Raw genomic sequence first — 25,592 nt, forward strand, 5'->3', positions numbered from 1 at the left:
AACATTATCATACCCCCGATAGGGTGATTTAGCAAGAAGCGTTCAACTCACCTTGCCGCTTCATTTGAACACATGGTATACTGAGGAAAATTATGCAATCAATCTCTTATTAGTAAAGTGTGGGTGACGACGTTGCACAAAATCCTGATTGTCGAGGATGACAGCATTATTGCGAAGGCTATCAGAAACCATATTGAAACATGGGGCTGCGAAGCAGCATGCGCTGAAGACTTTAAGGACGTCCTGCCGCTGTTTGTCCATTATGATCCGCAGCTCGTGCTGTTAGATATCTCTTTGCCGTTTTACAATGGCTACCATTGGTGCAATGAGATCAGAAAGATTTCCAAAGTCCCAATCATCTTTATCTCATCCACCTCGGACAACATGAATATCGTGATGGCCATGAACATGGGTGGCGATGACTTTATTGCGAAGCCATTTGACCTTGATGTCCTGACCGCGAAGGTGCAGGCCCTGCTCCGCCGCACCTATGATTTTTCCGGACAAAGCCATCTTCTGGTGCATCATGGTGCCATCCTGAATATGAACGATGCCACCCTGACGTATAACGGCGAAAAAATTGACTTAACCAAAAATGACTATAAGATTCTGCAGCTGCTGATGGAGAACAAGGGAAAGACCGTCAGCCGTGACACGATTATGCTGCGGCTCTGGGAGACCAACAGCTTTGTCGACGAGAATACGCTGACCGTGAATATGACGCGTCTGCGCAAAAAACTCGAAACGGCCGGTCTTTCCGACTTTATTACAACAAAAAAAGGGCTTGGCTATCTGGTGCCATAATCAGTAAAGAATCGATCATTTGGTTTCATAAGTTTCATAAGTTTTATAATTATGAAATTAGGTCTCATGGAGTACGTATGCGTGAATCAAATAGGAATCGCACGAAACCAAATATTTTGTTAAATTATCTGCAACGCCACCTCGGAACCATTGCTCTGTTTGGTCTGTTTGCAGCCATATTTGCCACTGTTTTTTCTCTTTATGCTTTGCCTGCAGAGGCTGTTGCCTATGCTGCCCTGCTCTGTGTCTTTGCCGGTCTGATTTTTACTGTGGCCGGCTTCTTCCGGTACTTCCGACGCCATAAAACCCTGAATGATATGCTAAGCCGCATCACCCTGAGCGTAGACGGCCTGCCTGCCCCGCGCGATTTGCTCGAGCAGGATTACCAGGCTCTTCTCCAAGTAGTCCATACCGACCGCATGCTGCGGATCTCCCAGGCCGACAGCATCAAAAGCGATCTGACCGATTATTACACACTATGGGCCCACCAGATCAAGACGCCGATTGCCGCGATGCAGCTGCTGCTTCAGTCCGGAGACCCTCCCCAGAAAACGGAGCTCTCCATGGAGCTGTTCAAAATTGAGCAGTATGTTGAAATGGTCTTGTACTATCTACGACTGGATAGTGACTCCTCTGACTTTGTGCTGAAAAAATATGACTTAGATGAAATTATCCGCCAGGCAGCGCGCCGGTACGCAAAGCTGTTCATCCTGAAGAAAATACCGCTTGATTTTACGCAGAGCGGCCTGACTGTACTGACAGACGAAAAGTGGCTCGTATTTGTGCTTGAACAATTGCTCTCCAACAGTCTGAAATATACAAAGGAAGGGAAAATCTCCATTTATATCGAGGACCGGACGCTGCTTATCGCGGACACGGGCATCGGCATCCAGCCAGAAGATCTGCCGCGGGTGTTTGAAAAAGGCTTTACCGGCTACAACGGCAGGGAAGACAAAAAGTCTACCGGTATCGGGCTGTATCTCTGCCAGCGCATTCTGACCAAGCTTGGGCATGGGATTGGGATTGAATCTGAGGTGGGCAAAGGCACTTGCGTCAAAATCAAACTGGATAGTATTAATTTTTTAGCTGAGTAGCAGAGAAATAGATGTTTTGATCGCTCAAACCTTACAAAACGGTAAGATAAACCGGGGAAATGAAAGCCAAATCGATGGCTGGCATTTCCTCTTTTTGTTATCGTAGTACTAGTACCATGTCGACCCTAAATCTTATATATCCTGTCGCCAGATTTCTTGTAACAACAAGGTACCGGAAGGTTAATATTAACTATACAGGAGGAATTCTCATGTCTCTTTTAAGTGTCAGCAACCTGAAGAAGATATACACGACGCGCTTTGGCAGCACCCAGGTCCAGGCCCTTGCCAATGTATCGTTCTCGGTGGAACAAGGCGAATATGTCGCTATTATGGGTGAATCCGGTTCCGGCAAAACCACGCTTTTGAATATCATTGCCGCGCTGGATAAACCGACAAGCGGCGAGGTGCTGCTGAATGGCAGGAATACTGTAACAATCAGGGAAAGTGAGATCTCGGCTTTCCGCCGGGACAACCTCGGTTTTGTGTTCCAGGATTTTAACCTGCTCGATACGTTTTCCCTGCAGGACAATATTTTTCTCCCACTGGTGCTTTCGGGTAAATCCTTTGAAGAGATGAGCTTCCGTCTGGAGCCGATTGCCCGAAAACTGCACATCATCGACATCCTCCGCAAATTCCCGTATGAGGTATCCGGCGGACAGAAACAGCGCGCTGCCGTGGCCCGGGCACTGATCACAAACCCCCAGTTGATCCTTGCCGATGAGCCGACCGGCGCACTCGATTCTCACGCCACCGACGGTCTGCTCCAGCTTTTTAATGAGATTAACGATGACGGCCAGACGATCCTGCTGGTCACGCACAGCGTCAAGGCAGCCAGCCATGCTAAACGGGTGCTGTTCATCAAGGACGGTGAAGTATTCCACCAGCTCTACAAGGCATCCCAGACCTATGACGAGATGTACCAGAAAATCTCGGACACGCTCATCGTAATCGCCACGGGTGGTGAACGCCATGCGTAAACGCACTTTTTATCCAAAGTTGGCTTTCCTCAACATTCAGAAAAATGGCAAGTTTTATCTGCCCTATCTGCTAACCTGCATTATCACTGTCGCCATGTTTTATATTATGCGTTATATCGCTACCAACAGCAGCCTTAACGATATGCTTGGGGCTGGATCGCTGAAGGAAATCTTATTTTTTGGCAGTATCGTCGTCGGAATCTTTGCTGCAATCTTCCTGTTCTATACAAACAGCTTTTTGATGAAACGCCGTAAAAAGGAACTTGGCCTGTATAATATTCTCGGCATGGAAAAGCGGCATATTGCCTGGGTCCTGTTATTTGAGACGTTTATCGTCGCTGCGGTCAGCCTTGTCCTCGGTCTGTTCCTCGGCATCCTGCTGAGCAAGCTCATCATACTGATCTTGTTTGAGATGCTTAAATTTACCATACCGTGGGGATTTTCCGTAAGCAGTGCTTCCCTACTGGTGTCTGTCTTACTGTTTTTCGGCATCTTTCTGGCCACCCTGCTTTTTAACCTGATGGAGATCAGACTGGCCAAACCGATCGAGCTGCTTCACGGCGGCCAGACGGGCGAACGGGAACCCAAAACCAAGTGGATGCTCGCGATCCTCGGGATCCTGACTCTTGGAGCAGGCTATACGATTGCAATCGTGACAGAGTCTCCGTTGTCTGCTGTCTCGCTATTTTTTATCGCCGTCGTGTTGGTCATTGTCGGCACCTACTGCCTGTTTACTGCAGGCAGCATCGCGCTCTTAAAGCTTCTGCGCAGTAATAAACACTTTTACTATCAAACGAAACATTTCATTGCTGTATCCGGGATGATTTACCGCATGAAACAAAACGCCGTAGGGTTGGCCAATATTTGCATTCTTTCAACCATGGTCCTAATCATGGTTTCCACCACCGTCTCCCTGTACAGCGGCATGGAAAATCTGCTCGACAACCGCTTCCCAACCGATATATCCGTCGGCTTCAAGAATCCTACTGACGGAGAAATGGAAGACAGACTCCGCCAGCTTCAGGACACCGTTAGTGAGCAGGGCCGCTCGCTCAGCAAATTAACCGATTATACCGCACTGTCCTTCGCCGTGAGTAGGGACGGGAATACCTTTGCCACGGATACCAACAACTATGTCAGTAGCTCCGACGCCTCGGAACTGTGCTTTATCACTGCTACTGAATATGAACATCTGACCGGCAAAACGGTCACGCCTGCTGCCGATGAGGTGCTAGTCTACAGCAATGGCGGGCAAATCGGTGAATCTTTCAGCCTGTTTAATCAGAGTTTCCGAGTCAGAGAACATCTAGACAGCATCCCGATCACCGGTCAGTTCAACGCCAGGCTTGTCGACGGTTATTTTATGGTAGTCAGTGACGATACAGTGTTAAACCAGCTTTATACCCAGCAAAAAACCGCCTATGGCGACCGGGCAAGCTCGATCAGGGGGGAGATCTCCTTTAATCTGGACGGTACCGACGAAGAAAAACTAGTCTGCTATGATGCGATCAAAGCTGTACTGAATAAACCGCTGTCCTCTGAATCCGCCGCAGCGTACACTGGGGAGTACATCGACCACCTCAGTACAATGGAGTGCAAGCAGGCAGCTGCCAGTGACTTTTATGCCCTGTATGGCGGGTTTCTTTTCCTGGGCCTGTTCCTCGGCACGCTTTTCCTGATGGCGACGGTATTGATCATCTATTACAAACAGATTTCGGAAGGATATGACGATAAAGAACGTTTTGAAATCATGCAGAAAGTGGGTTTAAGCCGCAGTGAGGTCAAACGCGCGATCAGCAGCCAGATTGTGATAGTCTTTTTTCTGCCGATCCTGATGGCTGGTATCCACATCCTCGCCGCTTTTAAAATGATCACCAAGCTGCTCGCAGTGTTAAATCTTACAAATATCCCGCTGTTCATCGGATGTACAATCGGTACTATCCTGATCTTCGGCTTGATTTACGGGGTTGTCTATGCGTTGACGGCCCGGGTGTATTACAGGATTGTAAGTTAAGGAATTACCTTTTTCGGCAATTAGATGTTGATAAGTACCGTAAAAAAGCCTGCCCAATAAATGTTGTGGCAGGCTTACCTTTATTCTTAGTGCAATTAATGCGATCAAGTTCGATAAAGTTCAGGCACTGTAACACTTTTTCCAATCTAACATATCCTGATTTTAGAATCACTCCTTAGAGTTAGCTAAGGCTAACCTATCTAAATAATCTACAGTAACTCCCAAACTATAGTGCCTACAGTAAGTTCTCCTTCGAACGAATCTGAACAAAATCATCAAACTCTTCTTTCCAGGACGGATGGCTCTTGATAAATTCCACCAGCGTTTTAATCGCATCAATGGTTGCAGCTGAGAGGTAGTGTTCCATCGCCTCGGCCTCAGCAGCAAAATTGCACTCGCTACATATCAGAGCAAGAAATTCCTGAAGCAATTGATTCCTGGTTACCAGATAAAACCCGTACTCTTTTCCTTTATCCGTGAGCTTGATCTCGCCATACGGTTCGTACTTAATATATTCATAGTCCCGCAATTTATAGAGAGCTTTCGTCACAGATGGTAAAGCGACTTGAAGCCTATGACTTATGTCCGTAACACGAACTGTATCAAGTGACAGCGAAAAGCGATAAATTTCCTCCAAGTAATCTTCCAGGCTCGGTGAAAGCATCTTCCCCACTCCTTTCGTTTCACCTGAAATTACTGATATTTGTTAGCTTCCACCTAAATGCTTATCGCTATTTAAGAAAGAATGATTCAGCCGTATCACAGTAGATTCACATCTATGTGTATTGCTTCGTTCTATACCTATATCATTTTCTTGCCTCATATGACAGTTCATTAGAAATAAGCGGAGGGTTATAACAATGAGCAAAGAAATCAACCTTGTTCAAACTTCATTAACATTACCTTTGCCTAAAAATACCTGGCTGGAAAAGATCAAAGACACGCTGAAATATCTGGGTCCGGCCTTCATCGTGAGTGTCGCCTATATTGACCCCGGCAACTTTGCCACCAACATCAGCGCAGGTTCCAATTTCAATTACAATCTTGTTTGGGTTGTCTTATGGAGCAACCTAATGGCGATTTTCCTGCAAACACTGTCGGCGAAGCTCGGCATTGTCACCGGTGTTGATCTGGCTACGCAGTGCGGGCGTGTTTTCTCCAGGCCGGTAAATTTTTTACTTTGGATCATCATGCTGTTTGCCGTCATCGCAACGTACATGGCAGAGTTCCTGGGCTCGACACTTGGCCTGTACCTACTTTTCGGCATACCGCTCGTGGCAGCGGGTCTGATAACCGTATGTCTGACCTTCGTTATTGTTTATTTGCAGCGTTTTGGCCAGCACATGGTTGAGAGAATTATCATCAGCCTGGTGGCCGTCATCGGGGCCTCGTATTGTCTCGAGCTGTTCCTGGCTAAACCGGATTGGTCCGCGGTCGCTTTGCACACCTTGGTTCCAAGCCTAGGTCCCGAAAGCATTCTGGTGGCCGTCGGCATGTTGGGTGCAACCGTTATGCCTCACGTCATTTATCTCCATTCGGACTTGATGAAAGCAAGACGTACCTCCGATGATTTGGCCGAAGCAAAAAAGCATTTCCGAATGGAATGCTTTGATATCGCCTTTGCCATGAATATCGCGTTTCTGGTCAATGCTGCAATGGTTATTATCGCTGCAGCCGTTTTTTTTAACCAGGGACCCGTCGACTCCATTGAACAGGCGCACAAGTCCCTGGCGCCGCTGCTTGGCAGTTTATCCAGCGGTGCTTTTGGCCTGGCGCTGCTTGCTTCAGGCCTTTCCTCATCCACCGTTGGCGCTATGGCCGGGGAATGCATGCTGAAGGGGTTCATCGGTCTGGATATTCCGGTCAATATCCGGCGGGCAATCACCATGGTTCCGGCCATCATTCTCCTGTGGCTCGGCTTTAACCCGATGAAGATGCTGATTATGAGCCAGGTTACCTTAAGCTTTGCTCTACCGGCAGCGGTCATTCCGCTGCTTCTGATCACCAAACGCCGGGACATTATGGGTGAAATGACAAACCGCAAAATCACTAATGCTGCCGGTGTTGTGATCATAAGTCTTATTATCTCGCTGAACGTTGTCCTGTTATATTTAACTTTTTCCGCTTAACCACCTAGGACTTAACATCAGGTTCAAGATTCGTTAAACCTTTCCGATAAAAGATCATCATGAACAATGACGCAATTAGTGCCATCACAGAGCCATAGTAAAATGGCACGCTGTAATTGACATGGTCATAAAGCAACCCTGCAATGACACTGGCCGGAAGAAGCGTAATACCCACAAGGCTGTTGTATATGCCCAGCCCTGTCCCCCGTTTGTCCTTAGGAACCAAATCAGACACTAAAGCCTTCTGTACACCGTCAGTGGCTGCGCTGTAGAGTCCGTACAGTGCAAAGAGCAATACCAGTACGGTTCCGCTGTTTGTTCTGCCAAATCCGAAATACAGGACTGAATACAGCAGATAGCCGAAAATGATCAGTCTTTCTCTGCCGATTTTATCTGACAGCATGCCTGCCGGTACGGAGAAGAGCGCCGACACTGCGTAAAAGATCAGATAGATCATCGGAATCAAGGAATTTTTGATCCCAATATCACTGGCTTTGACCAAAAGAAGCGCATCGGTAGAATTTCCCATCGTAAAAATGAAGATGATTCCAAGAAAGGCATAGTACTTTTTTGGGAAGTCCTTCACTGTAATTTTCCCAAGCGGTTCCATCTTCTCCGATTTCGCTTCCTTCACGAAACATATAATGTTTATCAGTCCCAGCAAACCTGGGATGGCTGCTATAAGAAATACCAGCCGGTAATCATTTGGAAACAACAGCAGGATTCCTGCTGCCAGAAGCGGCCCAACGATCGCCCCGCTGTTATCCATCGCTTTGTGAAAGCCAAAGTTTTTGCCTTTACTGCCGTCTTCAGAGGACGCGGCAATCAGGCTGTCTCTTGGTGCTGTCCGAACACCCTTACCAACCCGCTCGATAGATCTGATAAGCAGAACCTGCAGCGGCGAGGTTACCATCGAAAACATGGGTGAAAGAACTGCCGTGAAAGCATACCCGATGACCATGAACGGCTTATTCTTTCTGATCTTGTCACTCCACCAGCCGGATAACGCTTTAAGCACGGATGCCGTACTCTCTGCAATCCCTTCAATCAAAGAGAGCTCCGTTTTAGTTGCTCCCAAGGACATTAAAAATAACGGCATCACAGAATAAATCATTTTCGTCGTCGTATCCGTTAAAAAGCTTGTCAGGCCTACGAAAAAGATGTTCTTCTCTATGCCCAAGATCTTCTTTTCCCGGATCTTATTGTTATTGCTCATTTTCTTTTCTCATTAAAAAGAGCGATCTCCATCGCCCTAGCTCCCTTTGTCATATCCGTTACGTCAATGCTAACACATTGTAATATCAGTTACAAGTAAAGATAACACATATCGCCGTTTCATCCCATTCCATATTCCAGTTCACAAATTTTACGTGCTCAGCCAATCTTTAAATCCAAAACAGTATTCATAAATAACTTCATTCCTGACGGGAAATACTACGTAAGGTTAGGTTCAAAGTGGAAGGATGAAAGCAGTATGTTCAGCTACGTTCATTCTAAACTGCGTTTTTGGCAGTTAGCAAATCATAACGGCGCTGACGCCAATCATTCAGGGAATTCTCAATCTGACCTTTTCGACAATCTGAACAAAAACCTTACTGCTTTAAAAGGTGTGTTCGGAAATAGCTATGATGTTAATATACGTGAATTTAACTTTGGTGATCAGGGACTTACACGTGGTGCGATCATTTTCTTATCCGGGATGACGGATACAGTCACAATTAACGATAGTATTATAAAACCATTGATGTACGACATCCGTTTAAGCTCCAAACAAGAGACATCATTACTGAATAACATAAGTATTATTCAGACAACGCTGCTTACGGTGGGAATGGTTCAAAAAGTTTCGACGATCGATGAAGTCGTAGATGGCTGTTTGTCCGGAAAAACGATTCTACTGATGGATGGCTCAAAAGAAGCTTTAGTCATTGGCACCGAAGGTTGGGAAACCCGTGGCGTGGACGAACCCAAAACAGAATCCGTTGTCAGGGGTCCGAGGGAAGGCTTTACCGAAAATTTGCTTACCAATACAACCCTGTTGCGTCGTAAAATAAAAAACCCTAATTTAACTCTGGAAACAATGAAAATAGGTGAACGAACCAAGACTATCGTTTGTGTTGCCTATTTAAAAGATCTCGTTTCTCCACAGCTCATCAAAGAAATTCAACGGCGTCTTAATAGAATTAAGACAGATGCAATTCTGGAATCAGGGTATATCGAGCAGTTCATTGAGGATGCTCCTTTTTCTATTTTCTCCACAGTTGCTAACAGTGAAAAACCAGATCTTGTCGCAGCAAAAATCTTGGAGGGAAGGGCAGCCATTTTTGTTGACGGGACTCCCTTTGTGCTTAGCGTTCCAATGGTTTTTATTGAAAGTTTCCAAAGTGCTGAAGATTACTATTCCCGGCCTTATTTTGCAAGCGTGGTTAGACTTCTCAGGCTTTTAGCTTTTCTGATTAGCATTACGTCTCCGGCAATCTATGTTGCTTTAACAACTTTTCACCAAGAATTGATTCCTACTTCCTTACTTTTTACCATGGCTGCATCCGAGGAGGGCGTTCCTTTTCCTGCGATGGCAGAAGCACTCATTATGGGAACAACATTTGAAATTCTCAGGGAGGCCGGGGTTCGCTTGCCCCGTCCTATTGGTCAAGCGGTCAGTATTGTAGGGGCTTTGGTTATTGGCGAGGCTGCTGTAGGCGCCGGAATAATCGGAGAGCCTATGGTTATCGTGATAGCTTTGACAGCAATTTGCAGTTTTGTGGTTCCTTCCCAAACAGATTCCGGTAGTATCTTACGATTAATTCTTGTTCTCCTAGCCGGGGCAATGGGAGGCTTTGGGATTGCGCTTGGATTAATGGGAACATTTATTCACCTGGCTTCCTTAAGATCTTTTGGTACCCCGTATTTATCACCTTTCGCTCCTCTCAGTACGCAAGACTTGAAAGATTCGTTCATCAGGGCGCCTATTTGGGCAATGTTTACCCGCCCCAGAACGATAGGCTGGCATGACCCTCAACGCCAGGAGTTCAGATTAAAACCCAGCCATCCGTCAGAAGAAGACAAGAGCTAGACCGGCTTAAATAACGTTAAAAACAAGAGGCAATTGATGAAAAATCGTATGGGTTCCATTATAAAAATCATAGTATGTTTCATGTTAATTTTGCCCTTAAGCGGATGCTGGAGCCGTCATGAGTTAAATTCTTTATCGTTCGTGGTAGGCGTAGGTTTAGATAAAGCCGAGAAACCTGGAGAAATGCAATTGACGACGCAAGTTGTAAAACCAGGTGAACTAAAATCTGCTTCTGCCAAAAATAAGAGCGGCGGGAGCGGTGCGGACGGGACAAACGCTTACTGGAACATAAAGAAAACAGGATACGTTGCCTCTGAAATTATCAGAGATTTTAGTCATGAATCCAGTCACAGGTTATATTTTCCGCATAATCAGGTTCTGATATTTGAGAGAAAGTTGGCTGAGGAAGGAATACAACCATATATAGATACTTTTATACGGGATAGTGAGACTCGTTTTAATGTTTTGCTCGTGGTCTCCGAAGACCAAGCAAGTGAGGTACTTGATGTTTCGCCTGAATTGGAGAAGTTGCCTGCAATTAACATTGCCAAATTAGTTGAAACTCAAAAGATAACGTCTGAATCGCCAACAGTTAGGTTAATCGATTTTATTAATCGTTTAATGAGCAAGAGCACAGCCCCCATCGCCCCTTTGATTAGAGTGACCGGCCAAGGGAATGAAAAAACAGTGGAAGTCTTTGGAACAGCAGTTTTTAAGCATGATAAATTGGTTGGCGAACTGAATGAACGTGAAACGCGCGGACTGCTTTGGGTTATCAACGAAGTAAAAAGCGGGATGATTAATGTTGCTGGTCCTAGCGGTGATGGTGAAGTGAGCTTGGAAATCACGCTTGCGAAAAGTAAAATGACACCTGTCATCCAAGATGATACGATTCTGATAAAGCTCGATATCAAAGCAGAAGGGATCGTCAATAGCCAGAGTGGTTCAGAAAACCTAGCATCACCAATCATTGTTGCCTCTCTGGAAAAAGAACTATCCGCTGAAATCAGAAAAGAAATCATAGCTGCTTTAAAAACGGCCAAGGATCTCAATTCAGATATATTTGGTTTTGGTGATTCAATCTATTGGAAATACCCCTCAGAGTGGCATGAACTGGAATCTAAATGGGACAAGGTCTTTCCGGACGTTGAAGTAGCGTTAAATATCAATACTAAGCTACGCAGTACAGGCAATATCAGCGCTCCTGCCGTACCTGCTAAGGAGTAATTCATGAGGCTTGAAAGAGGAATCATATCAAGTTCACAGTTGATGTTTTTAGTTGCAGGATATGTTCAGGGTTCTGTTTTGGTGGCTGCATTTTCGAATACAGTTACCAAGCAGTATACTTGGCTGGTTGTTTTATCCGGATTGGCTGCAAGCATTCCCCTTGCCATGGCTTATGTTGCCTTAGCGAGGAAATTCCCCGGCAAGGACCTGGTACAAATCAATCGTATTGTCTATGGTCCCTATTTAAGTAAACTGGTTTCCGCCTTATACATTTGGTTTTTTTGCACGATTGCAGGTTTCATGTTAGCATATCTCGGCCAAATCATAAGGAATTACATGATGCCGGAAACTCCTATGTTCGCAATTTGTATTCTATTTGCTTGCATCTGCGCCTGGGCAGTGCGCAACGGAATAGAGGTCCTCGCCCGGACCAGTGTTATATTTGTCATAATCATCATAATTGTAATCCTAATAACTTTCGTTCTACTGCTGAAAGACATGGAACTAACGAATTTCCTGCCGTTTTTTGATCTTCCCCTGAAGGATTTTATTCAGGGTACACATTTTATGTTGACCCTTCCCTTTTGTGAAATCTTGGTGTTTCTCATGCTATTCCCCTATGTAAACAAGGGAGTAGAAGCAAAAAAATCTGTTATTTTAGGATTAATCATCGGAGGGATCAGCATATTAATTGATACGGTTCGTAATACAGCTGTGCTGGGAGCAGCAGCGGTGATCATGGTTTCCCCTTCGATTGAATCCGTGCGCCTGATAGATCTGGCAGAAATCATAACCAGGCTGGAAATGCTTGTTATTACTATATTATTAATTGCAATGTTCATAAAAGTAAATGTTATGTATTATGGCGCAGTATTAGGGATAGCCCGATTATGTAATTTACGGTCCTATAGGCCACTGGTACTTCCGATTGGAAGTATCATTGTTAGTTTATCCATTATGACATTTGATACTCTGGCACAAAGCAATGATTTCGCAACTAGGACAGGGCCTATTTTCACCCTTGTGTTTGAGTTTTCGCCTGTAATAACCTTACTTGTAGCAAAAATACGAAAGTTACCAAAATAACAGGAAAGGAAATGGCCGTGATTTTTTTATTAACGATAGCTTTTGTCGCCATAGGATTATTTGAAGTCCCTGCTCTTGTCAAAAACAAGCACTGGCGGGAACTTACCGTCTTTTCGGTCTTATTTCTGTTAGCGTTTATACTGGCTCTATTACAAGCAGCAGATGTCAAAATACCCAGTCCAGTCAAAGGCGTGGAATATTTGATTAAGGATATATTAAAAATTAGTTATTGATACTAGAAATCAAAGAAACTCCACCAAAATTTGCTATATTTGAAATATTCCTTTGACATATACTTTCATTCCAGTTATACTAAAGCAGCTCGTTCATTTTGTGGATTTACTAATAACCTCTCCATTGCCTAAAGCTCTGGGAAGCTATGAATTCTTCCCATAAAGCGGGTAATATATTTTGGAGGTTTTTTTATGTTTGAAGACAAAGTTTTAACCTGTAAGGACTGTGGAAATGAGTTTTCCTTCTCCGTTTCCGAACAAGAATTCTACGCAGAAAAGGGATTTACCAATGAACCTGGCAGATGTCCGGAATGCCGCTCTGCGAGAAAGGCACAGGGTAGATCCAACAACCAATACGGTCGTCCGCAACGAGAAATGTTCCCAGCCGTCTGTGCTACTTGTGGAAAAGAAACTCAAGTCCCTTTCCAACCCTCAGGTGACAAACCGGTTTATTGTCGTGATTGTTATCAACCACGCACACGAAATAATTGGTAAGTATTTGAAAGAAGCCTTCCTAGTACACACACTAGGGAGGCTTTTTTATTTCGGGTCTTCTTATACCATAAGCAGCCCATAAGGATATTTTTGCGCTATATTGGCTCATGCGGACACTTTAAATGGTTGTATTCTTGATAATTCATAGAATAGTGGCGATTTATAACCCAATGCTGAATGAAGCCTTCGGCAATTGTAGTAAATATTAATCCATTGCTTAAGTCCAATCTGAGCTTGCTCAATACTCTGAAAGTATCGCTTGTAAACAAATTCTGTCTTCAAGGTTTGAAAGAATGATTCCATTGGAGCATTGTCATAAGGATTCCCTTTACGGCTCATACTGCCGAGAATTTTGTGCTTATCCAGTAACTCCCGGAATGCCTTGCTAGTATACTGACTGCCACGATCTGAATGATGAATAAGTCCTGGAGCAGGCCGCTCCTTGGCAATTGCCAAGGAAAGAGCCCGACAAACCAATTTGGCATTTGGCTTCGTTCCAAGTGCCCAACCTACTATTTTTCTACGGCACAAATCCATGACAGCTGCGAGATAAGACCATTTTCCGTTTGTTCTGATGTAGGTAATGTCGGCTAGCCAAACTTTATTAATCTCTGTAACTTTAAACTCTTGGCCCAGCAGATTGGGAAATGCCTGTTCATTGGGATCAGCCTTCGTGGTTTGCGGCTTGTACTTGCTCTTGATCTTCGCTTTAATGCCATTCTGATGCATAATCCTTTGAACTTTGCTCCGGCCGCACTTGACGTTATGTTCCTTGTTCAGAGATTCATAAACGCGCTTGACACCGTAGTTATGATCATTATCCCGTTCAATCTTTCTGATCTTGGCAAGGACCACGGCGTCTTTATCCTGGTGACTCGGACAGCCGGAAGCCACCCACTGATAATATCCGCTTCGGGAAACTTCTATGACTTGGCATAACTTCTTAACAGCATATTTGAAGCGGTATTTATAAATAAAGGCGTATTTTACTTGCTGTTCTTTGCGAAGTATGCCGTGGCTTTTTTTAGGATCTCGACCTCTTCTTCAAGTTCTTTAATACGTCTTTGGGCTTTCTTTAACTCAGCGTCTTCAGGTTTGAGGTTCCCTGATCCAGGGAAGGCATTTTCAGGATCTGTTTTGAATTGTTCAGCCCATTTATATATGGTATTAACATGCAATCCCAGTTCTTCTGCTAGGCTTGTAGCTGTTCTTCTTCCTTCAAGATAGACCTGGGTAATTTCTCTCTTGAATTCCGGATCAAAATTCTTTCTTGTACTCATTTTCTGACACCTCTCTGGCTTTATTATACTAGCCATTTGCGGTGTCCACAAAATCCATTACGGGGCATTTGGAACGTATAATTTTTTTCAACCTTTTACCATTTTATAAAAATGTTTATGGATATTAATTATAGCTTTATTTTACAAATGAAGCTTATTAGAAGCTTATTAATTTATTAACCATTAATTCATTGACATTAATCATTGACATACATTTTTATAAATGATAAAATAATTGATTTGCTATATATCACTTTCTATGATATGCTTAATTAGCTACTGACTCAGGGAGGTGAATATATGTTCCAAGTTGGTGATCAGATTGTCTATCCTATGCATGGAGTGGGAACTATTGAAGCTATTGAAGAAAAAGAAATCTTGGGGAAAAAAAGAATTTACTATATTGTCAACGTACCCCAAACCAGGATGCAAATGATGATTCCCCAGGATAAAGCTGAAAGCTTTGGCATCCGGAAGCTGGTTGAATCCTCTATCTTTGAGGAGATTCTGGAAAATTTTAATGAGGGAATTACTGATCCCCTGCTTTATAAAAACCAGAAATACTGCACTGATTTAAATACGAAAAAGATGAGAAGCGGCGATATTTTCAAAGGGACAGAAATAATCCGTGATTTAACGCGAAAAAACCTCCTTGGTAAATTGGGAAAAGAAGATTCCAAAATGTTGGAGGGCGCCCGTAATATATTTATCAGTGAACTGATGCAAGTAAGATGTATGACTAAAGAGAAAGCAACAGATTTATTAGATTCAGTGTTAGCAGCCAACGTATTAGATGTAGAATTTCAGGAGGTAAAATAATTTGAAACCATATACTTGGTATGATTTTAGTTATTTATCGAAAAAACAAAAACTTCAGTTTCTGATCGACATAAAACCATCAGCAGAAAAAAATGGCAGATTTGATCTAATCTTATACAACAAATACGCAGAGCAGTTTGGTTTAGACAAAACCAAAGAAGCTTAAATTATACCACACCACCAGCGATTTTAAGTATATTCATAGCTCTTTTCCCAAGACCCTGGGTTTAAAATCCAGGATCTTTTTTAATAGGGGCTGATAGAGGGTGTCTTAGCCCTAAGTCTGGACCATATTAACCCCTGAAAACAATAACCTAAAAGAAAAATAAACCCCTTAGAAGGCCGTTGAAAAGCTTAAGAAACTGTATTTTTCGGCAAAAAGAGTTAAGGAGCTTTATAATGCAGCTTGGTAGATATTAATGATATCTTCAACCGATCCCTGCCTGGGGTTTGTTAACGTGCAAATATCTTTTATCGCATTATTGGCCAGTTTTTCAATATCACCTTCCTTAAGACCCATCATAGATAGTTTTTCGGAAATACCAATTACAGAAGACAAATGTTTAATCGATTCGATAATAATATTTATTGCTTGCTCCTTACGATGTGTAACCGTCCCCATAGCTTCGCATAATTTCAGAATCCGATGCTCCGGTATCGCCGTAGAATTGAATCTAAAAACATGAGGCAGTAGAGCAGCATTATTGAATCCATGAGCCCCATTATAAAAACCGCCCAGCTGATGCGCCATTGCATGCACATAGCCCAGACCGGCGCTATTAAAGGCAAGTCCTGCCATAATATTTGCATACATCATTTTTTCTCTGGCTTCCAAATCATTGCCGTTCTCATAGGCTCTCGGTAAGTACTCAAATGACAACCTCAGTGCATCCAAAGCCAAAACATCTGTAATCGGAAATGCTTCTGTCGAAACAAACGCTTCTATCGCATGCGAGACAACATCAATTCCAGAACTAGATGTTACTTCCTTCGGCATCGTGGTCATAAAAATTGGATCGTTTACGGATATAAACGGTGTCAATAAAGCTGAAGTGATTACCATTTTCACCTTTCTTGTATTGTCCGTGACGATTGCGGTATGTGTTACTTCTGCTGCGGAACCAGCCGTTGTGTTGATTGTAATAAGAGGGATCATCGGTTTGGTTATTTTGTTATATCCTTCATAGTCTGTAATGGAGCCACCGTTTACAGCGACTGCAGCAATCGCTTTTGCACAATCATGATTTGTGCCGCCGCCGATAGAAATGATTAATTTATAGTCTCGTTTAAAGACATTCCAGCCGTGCTTAAAATATCTTAATCCGTCCTCAACAAAAGGTACTGTCGGATTGGGATGTAAAATCCCGTCAAAAATATCGTAGGAAATAAATAGACTCTTCAGTATCTTTTCAATATTTTCAACATACCCAAGTTTGATCATATTCTTATCAGTCACAATCAACGCTTTACTTAATTTCCAGGACAATAATTGATTAGGAAGATCCTTAATTGCCCCAACGCCGATTAAATTGGTTTTAGGGATAAAAAAATTATGGGTATTTTCCAAGGCCAACCACCTTATACTTTGCAAAATAAATTATTAGGGAACCATTTTCTCTCTGCTTTTACCATCGACGAAATGGTTCCATTTTAAAAATGCCCAGGTAGCAACCGAAAACCAGACCGTAAAACCAATCAGCGGCAGAATTAATCTGCTGAAAGCTTCGAAAATCCCTATATCAAGCAATAGATTATAGTATAAGATCGAAGCAAACACTCCTGCTGCGATAGAAATATAATAAAACGGCTTTTGTCTTGGTAAATAATAAAAATAGATGATGAAAAACGCCGTCCAGGCAATGTTGGCAAAAAGATGAACACCGATGAAGCCAAAAGGACCAAAATTCGTCCAATAAAATAATCCAGTAAAATACCCGAAAGCGTGGACAATAGAATCCATCATTCCACCTAAAACGACACCAAACAAAGATAATCGTCGAATATCTTTTTTAGGTACAATGACGATTAAGAGCAAAGTAAAAGTCACAGCATAAAACGGATGCAACAAAAAAATTGGCATTACTGCAATCCCCTTTATATTATATGCAAGCTTAGGATATCCATTAAGGCATTTAATTATTCGGATATTAGAAGAGCTCCGTTTAACGTTTTCATTTTTTAATAGCCCGGAACAGTTCCGGCAGTTCTTCCAAACAATACTCCAGCAGCTTGGCAAGTCTTCCTTCTCCGAGTTCCTGAACCTCGGCTAGCCGGTATGACAGTCCCAGTAGCTTATATTTTTCAATACCCATCTTGTGATAAGGTAGCAGTTCCATTCGTTCCACAGCTACTCCGCTATCATAAATAAGACTGCACAGGCTGACGATATCATCTTTCTTGTCGTTGATGCCCGGTACTACCACATGCCGTATCCATATCCGGCAGCCTGCCGCCGAAGCCGCATGCAGAAAATTCATTGTCGTACTTAGACTGCCTCCGATATATTGATCATACCGCTCTTGATCCGGCATTTTGATATCCAGCAGAACCGTGTCGGTATTTGCCAGCACCTTGGCTACATCCTCCGACGGTATTGTGCCGGCAGTATCCAGAGCCGTGTTGATATCAGCCTTTTTAAGCTGTTTGAACAGTTCTGCCGCAAAAAGGGGCTGCATAAGCGGCTCTCCGCCGGAAAGCGTGACACCGCCTTCCCGGCCAAAGTAAGTGCGGTAATGCATCGCTTTTTGCACCAAAGCTTCCGCAGTGAACTCCCTCCCCCCATTCCTATCCCAAGTATCGGGATTATGGCAATAGATACAGCGCAATGGACATCCCTGCATGAAAATAACCATTCTCAATCCAGGTCCATCCGCTCCTCCAAGGGTCTCAATGGAGTGTATCCTTCCCGTCTTTTCTATTTCTTCCGTCTTGCCGCTCATCTGCTTACTGCCTCATAGCCTTTCATGGTAGGTCCTGTTGATGACCTCCTGCTGCTGCTGGCGGCTTAGCTTGTTGAAGTTGACTGCATAACCCGATACGCGTATCGTCAGGTTAGGATAACGTTCCGGATGCTCCATAGCGTCAATCAGTTGTTCACGGTTCAAAACGTTAACATTGATGTGATGGGCCTTCATATCAAAATAACCGTCTAAGACCGCTACCAGGTTGCTCTTCTGTTCCTCACAGTTCTTGCCGATGGTGGAAGGAGTTATGGAAAAAGTACAGGATATCCCGTCCCGGCAGGCTTCATACGGAAGCTTTGAAACAGAATTCAACGATGCAAGCGCCCCGTTTGCCTCTCTGTTATGCATCGGATTAGCACCGGGAGCAAACGCTTCGCCCTTTTTCCTTCCGTCCGGGGTTGCACCTGTCTTTTTACCGTAGACCACATTGGAGGTAATTGTCAACACCGAAAGGGTGTGCACGGCGTTCCTGTAAGCAGACGTCTTTCTCAGCTCCCCGATAAAATCCTCTGTCAGCTCTGCAGCAATCAAGTCCACACGGTCGTCATCATTGCCGAACCGTGGGTATTCTCCATCTATTTCAAAGTCCTGGATCAGGCCTTTTTCGTTTCTGACTGCCCGGACCTTGGCATATCTAATCGCACTCAAAGAATCCGCAACCACGGAAAGTCCGGCGATTCCGAAAGCCATGAAGCGTTCGACATCCGTGTCATGCAATGCCATCTGCAGCTTTTCGTAGGCATACTGGTCATGCATATAATGGATGACATTCATGGTATTAACATACAGCCTGGTGAGCCATCCCTGATAAAAAGCGAACCGCTTCATGACATCCCCGTATTCCAGTAAACCGGCCTTAACCCCTTCGGATACAGGCCCGACCTGTTTGCCGGTGATTTCATCCCTTCCGCCGTTTAAAGCCATAAGCAACATCTTTGGCAGGTTGCAGCGTGCTCCGAAATACTGCATTTGCTTGCCTATCTTCATCGCCGATACGCAACAGGCGATCCCATAGTCATCCCTATATAAAGTGCGCATTACATCGTCGTTCTCATACTGTATAGAGTCGGTATCGATAGACACCTTGGCGCAATAACGTTTAAAAGCCTCCGGCAGCGCCGCGGACCACAGCACAGTTAGGTTAGGCTCGGGTGCCAGTCCTAGATTATATAGCGTATGCAAGAAACGGTAGGACATTTTAGTAACCAGCGTCCTTCCGTCCTCGCCCATACCTCCGATAGCCTCCGTGATCCACATGGGATCCCCGGCAAAAAGCTCATTGTATTCTGGTGTCCGAAGATGCCGGGCCATTCTCAGTTTAATGATGAAATCGTCTATGATCTCCTGGACCTGCCGTTCAGTCAATCTTTGCTGATCAATATCCCGCTGAGCATAGATATCCAGAAATGTGCTAACCCTTCCCAGGGACATGGCGGCACCGTTCTGCTCCTTAATCGCGCCAAGATAGCCAAAATATAACCACTGAACCGCCTCTTTAAAATCTACGGCCGGTTGGGATATATCGAAACCGTAAAGCTCCGCCATCTTTTTAAGCTTTTCTAAAAAATCGATCTGCTTGTACAATTCCTCGCTTACTTTGATATTCTCCATGTCCATCAGCAACTGACCCTTTTTACGCTTATCTTCTTTTTTCCCTGCAATCAGCCTGTCAACGCCATATAGTGCTACACGCCTGTAGTCGCCGATGATCCTTCCGCGTCCATAGGCATCCGGCAGTCCAGTAATTATTCCGCTCCTGCGGGCTTCCTTCATTTCATCGGTGTAGACACGGAAAACACCGTCATTGTGCGTCGTCTTGTAAAAGAACTCTCTTTCGATTTTCTCATCCATGGTATAACCATAGGCCTTGCAGGCCTTCCTGGCCATATTGATCCCGCCAAAAGGATTGACTCCTCTTTTTAACGGCCTGTTGGTCTGAATGCCAACGATGAGTTCCTTTTCCTTGTCCAGATAGCCCGGGGCATAGCTTAGCAATGAAGAAACCGTTGAGGTATCGATATCCAGCACGCCGCCGAATTCCTTCTCAAGCTTTTGCAGCCTTGAAAGTTTCTCTAGAATATGCTGAGTCCGGTTCGTTACCTCCGTTAAAAAAGTTTCATCTCCTTCATAAGGCTGGTAATTTGCTTGTATGAAATCCCTGACATCAATTTCCTGCTGCCATCTGCCGTCTTTGAAGTTTTCCCATCCTGTATTATTCATCATTTTAACCCCCCTAATTTGCCAGATTCTGAATTTTATGAGGGTGACTCAGAAAATAAAAAAACCTGGACAATATTTATACTGCCCAGGCGGTCGACGTTTGAATTCTTCCAATCCCTTATGGTTAAACCCATATGTCCGCCAGTCTTGGAAGCTTACCGATATTCTATTACGGATGTAATGACTTTGTCAATTACCCGTTTATATGGAGCTATGTTTATTCAAAGTGCGAACAGAATACGCTATTCAAGTACGTCAAAAGGGACTGGATCATTGTTTTTTAGGTCTATATGTAATGTGCCGTCATAATCAAGAGACCCCAGTAATACTTCTTGCGCCGAATTAACCTTTTGTTTCTTCAATTCATGAGTTAACCACTTTTCATCCCGGTTCACAAGGCTGAGATGTTTTTTTAAGACTGTTCCGTCAATAATCAGGTTGGCAGCAATGCCTTTAGCGGAAGTATTTATATTCATATCTTCAGGTGTTATAGGTTGTCTTTGTGCTTTAAGTTGAATACTGACTTGGCCGCTTGTCTCAAGGATTGCGTTTTCTACATCGCTAATACTAAATGCACCTTTGTTCCTGCATTCCTCCATTACTTCATTGATATGAAATCTGGCTTTCTTTAAGTTTTGTTCGATCAATTTGCCATTCTGTATTAAAATTGTCGGCACTCCACATAAAAACTTTCTGGCACGGATACTTCTCCGGGATACATAAGAAGACAGTAATACAAAGCTACCATAAATAAGAATTCCGAGTATTCCATGTAAATAAGGAATTTCATTATCGATTGCTAAAGATGCAGCAATAGAACCAATAGAAATGCCTATTGTGTAATCAAAAAAACTTAATTGAGAGAGTTGTTTTTTTCCCAATAAGTGAGTTAACAAAAATAAGATAATAACTGAAAGTATGCTTCTGAGCACAATATCTAAAATACCGATGATATTATCGTTCATAGTAGCCGCCCCCTGTATAACTCGACCCAATTATTATGCGTATTATACATTCAAAGACAGAGAATTATACACCAAATGCCTTATCAATCCACCTTTTATTTTTTTCACCTGTTGCTTCAATGTACAAACGGCAGTAAAACAGAACGCTTACAATGCTTTCAAGCTTCTTAAACGGCAAACCAGGAAAAAGGTAGTTTTACATATTCGTGACGATATCCCGACCCAAAAGCTCCGCTTATGTCTGTCCGAACATCCTTTTGGCACTTCTGTTGATGCGCTTCTACACACAGATTTCTCTCTACTCAGGCATCCTAGCTACGGGGCGCCCTGGCGCTTACCCCGACTGGACTTTCACCAGCTAGATAATGCGTGCTTAGCTGGGCACGCCAGAAAATAAAAAACCTGGACAATATTTATATTGCCCAGGCGGTCGACATTTTAACTCTTCCAATCCCTTATGGTTAAACCTATATGTCCGCCAGTCTTGAAAGCTTAGAGATATTCTATATGGTTGTAATGGCTTTGTCAACTACCATTTTATGTAAGCTGTATTTATTCTGTGATATTTTTTAGTTTCATCTTTGATGAAGCTTTTTTCCATTATGGTCAGACTGTCCGAAAAGTCAAGTAAAATAGCTTAAAACAAAGCCCTTAAAATCCATATAATGGTATAAAACGCTACCAACATCAACCGAAAAGCATATTTTTATCTTGTTTTTTTATTTATTGTTGGTATCAATCTACAATGAATAAATTATTTTCCATGATTAATTTGTCTTCATTAATCAGAGAATATTTAGAAAAGGAGGATGATTACTTTGCTGAAAATAAAAGATCGGGAAACACTTGCAATTGTTTCAGGCATTATTGGTTTGGTAGGAATGACTCTTGTTGATGGAATTTCCAGGCGAGCACGAATATCTAAACGATCATATCGGGAAGCTGCGGCAGGAATGTTTTTATCGAAGAGTCAAGCAAAAAGCGTGAAAGGACAGGCTCTTGGCTTAATTATGAACTCTGCCGTTAGCATCATCGGAGCTAATTACATTATTAAGCGTTTGACCCAAAGCGGTCGCGACAAACTTGTGACTAAAGGAATCGTATCTGGGACTGCTATCGGCGCAATCGCTACGGCCATTCCAAATGTTGTTCCCAAGAATCGTGTTAAACCTAAAGATGCGGCAAGCAATCTATCCTATGTTGCTAGTAATATTGTGTACGGAATGCTTGCCACTATCGCAGCTGCTATATTTGGACATGATTCATTATTCGATGCTCCCCCTCAAAATGACTACTTAAAACCGACTGACAAGACGAGTGAGCAAGTGAAATTAGCTGGTGTAGTAGGCTAAACTTCTATTCGAGTATAGGAATTCTCTCCTAAATTTTGAGGAATTCCTATACTCTTTAAAATCTCTGTGTAAACCTTTGACATTTCTATTACAAAAACTCTATCACCCATTTTTAACAAATCTATTCTGAATGGTAATCGACTTTTACCTAGTAATAACCATTTGTACGTGGAGTTTGAGAACTCTAATTGCACCCGTTTCTGGCATAGTCAATTCCTTTATTTAGTAGTTCCTGCAACCGCTGGGGATTATTAGACTCTGCGTAGATACGTACAACAGGCTCTGTTCCTGATGCTCGAAACATCACCCAGCTGTCCTCCAAATAAAGCTTGCATCCATCCGAACTATTGCTTGCCAAGACTTCCAGCCCATCCAGCGTCTTCGGTGGATTATCAGCCAGCTCCTTCATCAGCCGTACCTTTTTATCTGTTTCCAGGTGCAGGTCTTCGCGGTCATAATAGCACCAACCCAGTTCCTCCATCATCTCATTAAGCAGTTGCCCCAATGTCTTGCCATAAGCAGCCACTATCTCAATCAAAAGAAATCCCAACAGTAATCCATCCCGTTCGGGGATATAATTTTTTAATCCTATACCGCCCGACTCCTCACCACCGATTAGAATATCTTCGTTCAGCATCAATGTCGTGATGTACTTAAAGCCAACCGGTGTTTCGTAAAGTTTCAGACCGTGCTTTTTGGCCATTCGCTTCACCAGTTCGGATACCGTCAGCGTCTGCGCCACACCGCCGTTCCATCCACGCTTCTCGACAAGATATTTTATCAAGAGGGCCATAATTTGATGGGGATTGATGAAGCGGCCATCAGCATCCATTGCTCCGATACGATCACCGTCGCCGTCGGTCGCCAGGCCGATACTGGCCTTATGTTCTTTCATCGCCTGCCTCAGGGCATCCAGGTTCTTCTCTATGGGCTCCGGGTTTATACCGCCAAAGGAAGGATTGAACTCGCTGTGCACCTCGACCATATTCAGCCCGTAGCTTTTTGCCAGTTCGTTCGGATAACCCATTGCGGCACCATGCATGACGTCGAAGACAATTTTCCCTTTAAAGCCGGCCATCATCTTTGGGTTCAGCATGGCCTTAACATGTTCCAGATAGGACTCCCAGGGTGAGAAATATTCCACATCTGACGACAAGGCAACCTTGGAAAATGTTTGTCCGCCAGCTTCCAGTTGGCGGATACACTTTTCAATCTCCATGATGATTTCAGGAGAAGCAGAACCGCCATAAGAAGCCTTGAATTTGAGACCGTTATACTCCCCTGGATTATGACTGGCAGTTATCATCACCCCACCGGCAGCTGCACAATCTTTGACCTTCCAACTTAGCGCCGGCGTCGGCAGGATACTGTCGGCTAGCCAGACCTTAACCCCTTTGCTGGCCAGCACAGCCGCACAGTCACCCGCATACTCCGCTGACAAAAAACGCGCATCATATCCAACAACGATGCCTTTGCCCGCTTCTTCACGACCGTTCACATAGTTTGCTATTCCTTCGGCGACCAGGCGCACATTATTAAAGGTAAAATCTTCGCTTATAATCCCCCGCCAACCGTCTGTTCCAAATCGTATCATTCCAAACCCCCTCATTTTATACAAGCACTTTTCCCGGTCACTACTTTTTCTTTAGGTACTTTCCTCGATTCATTGGCTTGGAAGCTGGCTGCAAAACCGTGCTGGTTACAGAGAGCATACCTGCCCAAATTCTGTGAACACTTCTTTGCTAAAACCTCAATCATCTCGTCAAACGGATGGTTGAATTTTTGGACGCCTTCTTGCTCGAGTTGCTGGGTTACCTTTTCGATGTTGATGCCGAGCGCCGACAATCGCAGCAAAACCCTATTGGCTCCCTTGATATCTTGTTCGAGGCGGGCTTTTGGTTCGCCGTGGTCGCGGTAGGCATCGAAGGTTTCGACCGGGATCGTGTCCACCGTGTTTGCTCCTATGAGCGCCTCAACATATTTAACATCGCTGTATTCCGGGTTCTTCGTACCGGTGCTGGCCCAGATCAACCGCTGCACACCGGCACCCTGGTCAGCCAATCTTTTAAAACGATTACTACCGAAGGTTTCCTTATAGATTTGATAGGCAGCCTTGGCGCTGGCAATGGCAACTTGCCCGTGAACCTGCTTCGCAAGCTGCGTCTTATCGCCCCCTTGCGCAATTATTTCTTCCAGCAGCGGATCCACCAGTGTATCAATTCGACTTACAAAGAAACTTGCCACAGAGGCCACACGCTTCACAGCCTTTCCCTGGGCCAGACGCGCTTCAAGGCCGGCGATGTAAGCTTCGGCAGCCTGTCGATAGCGAGGCAATCCAAAGAGCAACGTCACGTTGATGTTGATTCCCTCGCTAATGAGTTGTTGGATCGCTTGCAGCCCTTCTGTCGTTGCCGGGACTTTGATGAAGACGTTAGGGCGATTCAAGGCAGCCCATAAACGGCGAGCTTCAGTAATTGTGCCGTTAGTATTGTATGCCAGATGCGGATTGACCTCCAAGCTGACATATCCATCTTTGCCGTTAGTCTCGTCGTACACAGTCCGAAACTCAGCGGCTGCACTCTGCACATCACACCGGCTGAGAGCTTCATAAATTTCCATGCTGTCTTTTTCATCTAGAGCCATGCTCCTAATGTCCTCATCGTAATCATGGCTGCCCGTAATCGCCTTTGCAAAAATAGCTGGATTCGAGGTCATCCCCCGCAACCCATCTTCTTCAATCAGGCACCGAAGCTCACCGCCGGTGATCAGATCGCGGCGGATATCATCCAGCCAGATGGGCTGGCCGAGCATTCCCACTTGTTTTAAATGATTTTCTTTAATAAGACTAGTCATCATTTTTC

24 protein-coding genes and 2 riboswitches are annotated in these 25,592 nt (G+C 44.1%); of the genes, 13 read left to right on the top strand and 11 right to left on the bottom strand.

Annotated features, from left to right (window positions below; all coding sequences use genetic code 11):
* Positions 1-132: 132 nt before the first annotated feature.
* The 4 genes from AAH944_RS10330 (at position 133) to AAH944_RS10345 (ending at position 4,889) form a co-directional block, all read left to right on the top strand.
* Positions 133-804 (top strand): response regulator transcription factor, encoded by a 672-nt coding sequence (locus AAH944_RS10330; protein ID WP_415537853.1) that lies wholly within the window; start codon positions 133-135, stop codon positions 802-804.
* A 77-nt stretch (positions 805-881) separates the two neighbouring features.
* Complete coding sequence (locus AAH944_RS10335) at positions 882-1,898, top strand: sensor histidine kinase (RefSeq protein ID WP_415534838.1); 1,017 nt, start codon at positions 882-884, stop codon at positions 1,896-1,898.
* A gap of 209 nt (positions 1,899-2,107) precedes the next feature.
* Positions 2,108-2,875: an ABC transporter ATP-binding protein gene (locus tag AAH944_RS10340; RefSeq protein WP_415534839.1), complete on the top strand. Its 768-nt coding sequence runs from the start codon at positions 2,108-2,110 to the stop codon at positions 2,873-2,875.
* Complete coding sequence (locus tag AAH944_RS10345) at positions 2,868-4,889, top strand: FtsX-like permease family protein (RefSeq protein WP_415534840.1); 2,022 nt, start codon at positions 2,868-2,870, stop codon at positions 4,887-4,889. Before AAH944_RS10340 ends, AAH944_RS10345 begins: the two co-directional genes overlap by 8 nt.
* A gap of 235 nt (positions 4,890-5,124) precedes the next feature.
* Here AAH944_RS10345 and AAH944_RS10350 read toward each other — a convergent pair whose 3' ends face one another.
* On the bottom strand, positions 5,125-5,553 hold the full coding sequence (locus AAH944_RS10350; RefSeq protein WP_415534841.1) for a metal-dependent transcriptional regulator: 429 nt from the start codon (positions 5,551-5,553) through the stop codon (positions 5,125-5,127).
* Between the two features lie 196 nt (positions 5,554-5,749).
* Here AAH944_RS10350 and AAH944_RS10355 point away from each other — a divergent pair, with 196 nt between their 5' ends.
* The gene (locus AAH944_RS10355; protein WP_415534842.1) at positions 5,750-7,018 is read left to right on the top strand and encodes an Nramp family divalent metal transporter; all 1,269 of its coding nucleotides are present in this window, start codon (positions 5,750-5,752) and stop codon (positions 7,016-7,018) included.
* A 4-nt stretch (positions 7,019-7,022) separates the two neighbouring features.
* Here AAH944_RS10355 and AAH944_RS10360 read toward each other — a convergent pair whose 3' ends face one another.
* Positions 7,023-8,234, bottom strand: a complete 1,212-nt coding sequence (locus AAH944_RS10360) for an MFS transporter (protein ID WP_415534843.1) — start codon at positions 8,232-8,234, stop codon at positions 7,023-7,025.
* 258 nt (positions 8,235-8,492) lie between these two features.
* On the opposite strand from AAH944_RS10360, the gene AAH944_RS10365 reads away from it, so the two are divergent.
* The 5 genes from AAH944_RS10365 to AAH944_RS10385 all read left to right on the top strand — a co-directional run bounded on the left by AAH944_RS10365 (position 8,493) and on the right by AAH944_RS10385 (position 13,132).
* The gene (locus AAH944_RS10365) at positions 8,493-10,091 is read left to right on the top strand and encodes a spore germination protein (RefSeq protein ID WP_415534844.1); all 1,599 of its coding nucleotides are present in this window, start codon (positions 8,493-8,495) and stop codon (positions 10,089-10,091) included.
* 36 nt (positions 10,092-10,127) lie between these two features.
* Positions 10,128-11,318 carry a Ger(x)C family spore germination protein gene (locus AAH944_RS10370; protein WP_415534845.1) on the top strand — a complete coding sequence of 397 codons (1,191 nt, stop codon included), beginning with the start codon at positions 10,128-10,130 and terminating at the stop codon, positions 11,316-11,318.
* Positions 11,319-11,321: 3 nt separating this feature from the next.
* Positions 11,322-12,404, top strand: a complete 1,083-nt coding sequence (locus AAH944_RS10375) for a GerAB/ArcD/ProY family transporter (protein WP_415534846.1) — start codon at positions 11,322-11,324, stop codon at positions 12,402-12,404.
* Between the two features lie 11 nt (positions 12,405-12,415).
* Complete coding sequence (locus tag AAH944_RS10380) at positions 12,416-12,637, top strand: hypothetical protein (protein ID WP_415534847.1); 222 nt, start codon at positions 12,416-12,418, stop codon at positions 12,635-12,637.
* Positions 12,638-12,829: 192 nt separating this feature from the next.
* Complete coding sequence (locus tag AAH944_RS10385) at positions 12,830-13,132, top strand: zinc-ribbon domain containing protein (RefSeq protein WP_026071844.1); 303 nt, start codon at positions 12,830-12,832, stop codon at positions 13,130-13,132.
* 105 nt (positions 13,133-13,237) lie between these two features.
* Here AAH944_RS10385 and AAH944_RS10390 read toward each other — a convergent pair whose 3' ends face one another.
* Both AAH944_RS10390 and AAH944_RS10395 read right to left on the bottom strand, forming a co-directional pair.
* Complete coding sequence (locus AAH944_RS10390) at positions 13,238-14,143, bottom strand: IS3 family transposase (RefSeq protein ID WP_415537855.1); 906 nt, start codon at positions 14,141-14,143, stop codon at positions 13,238-13,240.
* Complete coding sequence (locus AAH944_RS10395; RefSeq protein WP_415534848.1) at positions 14,119-14,412, bottom strand: transposase; 294 nt, start codon at positions 14,410-14,412, stop codon at positions 14,119-14,121. The genes AAH944_RS10390 and AAH944_RS10395 overlap by 25 nt, the downstream gene beginning before the upstream one ends.
* 300 nt (positions 14,413-14,712) lie before the next feature.
* Between AAH944_RS10395 and AAH944_RS10400 the strand changes: the two genes are divergently transcribed.
* Positions 14,713-15,231: a CarD family transcriptional regulator gene (locus AAH944_RS10400; protein WP_019225462.1), complete on the top strand. Its 519-nt coding sequence runs from the start codon at positions 14,713-14,715 to the stop codon at positions 15,229-15,231.
* A gap of 1 nt (position 15,232) precedes the next feature.
* Positions 15,233-15,397, top strand: a complete 165-nt coding sequence (locus tag AAH944_RS10405) for a hypothetical protein (protein ID WP_015044317.1) — start codon at positions 15,233-15,235, stop codon at positions 15,395-15,397.
* A 228-nt stretch (positions 15,398-15,625) separates the two neighbouring features.
* On the opposite strand, the gene AAH944_RS10410 is transcribed toward AAH944_RS10405, so the two are convergent.
* The 5 genes from AAH944_RS10410 to AAH944_RS10430 form a co-directional block, all read right to left on the bottom strand.
* A complete protein-coding gene (locus AAH944_RS10410; RefSeq protein WP_415534849.1) occupies positions 15,626-16,804 on the bottom strand; it encodes an iron-containing alcohol dehydrogenase in 1,179 nt (392 codons plus the stop codon).
* Between the two features lie 27 nt (positions 16,805-16,831).
* The gene (locus AAH944_RS10415) at positions 16,832-17,311 is read right to left on the bottom strand and encodes a hypothetical protein (protein ID WP_415534850.1); all 480 of its coding nucleotides are present in this window, start codon (positions 17,309-17,311) and stop codon (positions 16,832-16,834) included.
* Between the two features lie 91 nt (positions 17,312-17,402).
* A complete protein-coding gene (pflA, locus tag AAH944_RS10420; protein WP_415534851.1) occupies positions 17,403-18,170 on the bottom strand; it encodes a pyruvate formate-lyase-activating protein in 768 nt (255 codons plus the stop codon).
* Positions 18,171-18,182: 12 nt separating this feature from the next.
* On the bottom strand, positions 18,183-20,417 hold the full coding sequence (gene pflB, locus AAH944_RS10425) for a formate C-acetyltransferase (RefSeq protein WP_415534852.1): 2,235 nt from the start codon (positions 20,415-20,417) through the stop codon (positions 18,183-18,185).
* A gap of 73 nt (positions 20,418-20,490) precedes the next feature.
* Positions 20,491-20,573: riboswitch (ZMP/ZTP riboswitch) on the bottom strand.
* 83 nt (positions 20,574-20,656) lie between these two features.
* A complete protein-coding gene (locus AAH944_RS10430) occupies positions 20,657-21,379 on the bottom strand; it encodes a DUF421 domain-containing protein (RefSeq protein WP_415534853.1) in 723 nt (240 codons plus the stop codon).
* A 413-nt stretch (positions 21,380-21,792) separates the two neighbouring features.
* Positions 21,793-21,875, bottom strand: a riboswitch (ZMP/ZTP riboswitch).
* 313 nt (positions 21,876-22,188) lie between these two features.
* Here AAH944_RS10430 and AAH944_RS10435 point away from each other — a divergent pair.
* On the top strand, positions 22,189-22,731 hold the full coding sequence (locus tag AAH944_RS10435; RefSeq protein ID WP_415534854.1) for a hypothetical protein: 543 nt from the start codon (positions 22,189-22,191) through the stop codon (positions 22,729-22,731).
* Between the two features lie 184 nt (positions 22,732-22,915).
* Here the strand turns inward: AAH944_RS10435 and AAH944_RS10440 are convergent, their stop codons facing one another.
* Complete coding sequence (locus AAH944_RS10440; protein ID WP_415534855.1) at positions 22,916-24,325, bottom strand: phosphoglucomutase/phosphomannomutase family protein; 1,410 nt, start codon at positions 24,323-24,325, stop codon at positions 22,916-22,918.
* 11 nt (positions 24,326-24,336) lie between these two features.
* Complete coding sequence (tal, locus tag AAH944_RS10445; RefSeq protein WP_415534856.1) at positions 24,337-25,584, bottom strand: transaldolase; 1,248 nt, start codon at positions 25,582-25,584, stop codon at positions 24,337-24,339.
* Positions 25,585-25,592: the final 8 nt, after the last annotated feature.

Origin of the sequence: Dehalobacter sp. CP (assembly GCF_047652685.1) — a bacterium.
GTDB lineage: Bacteria > Bacillota > Desulfitobacteriia > Desulfitobacteriales > Syntrophobotulaceae > Dehalobacter.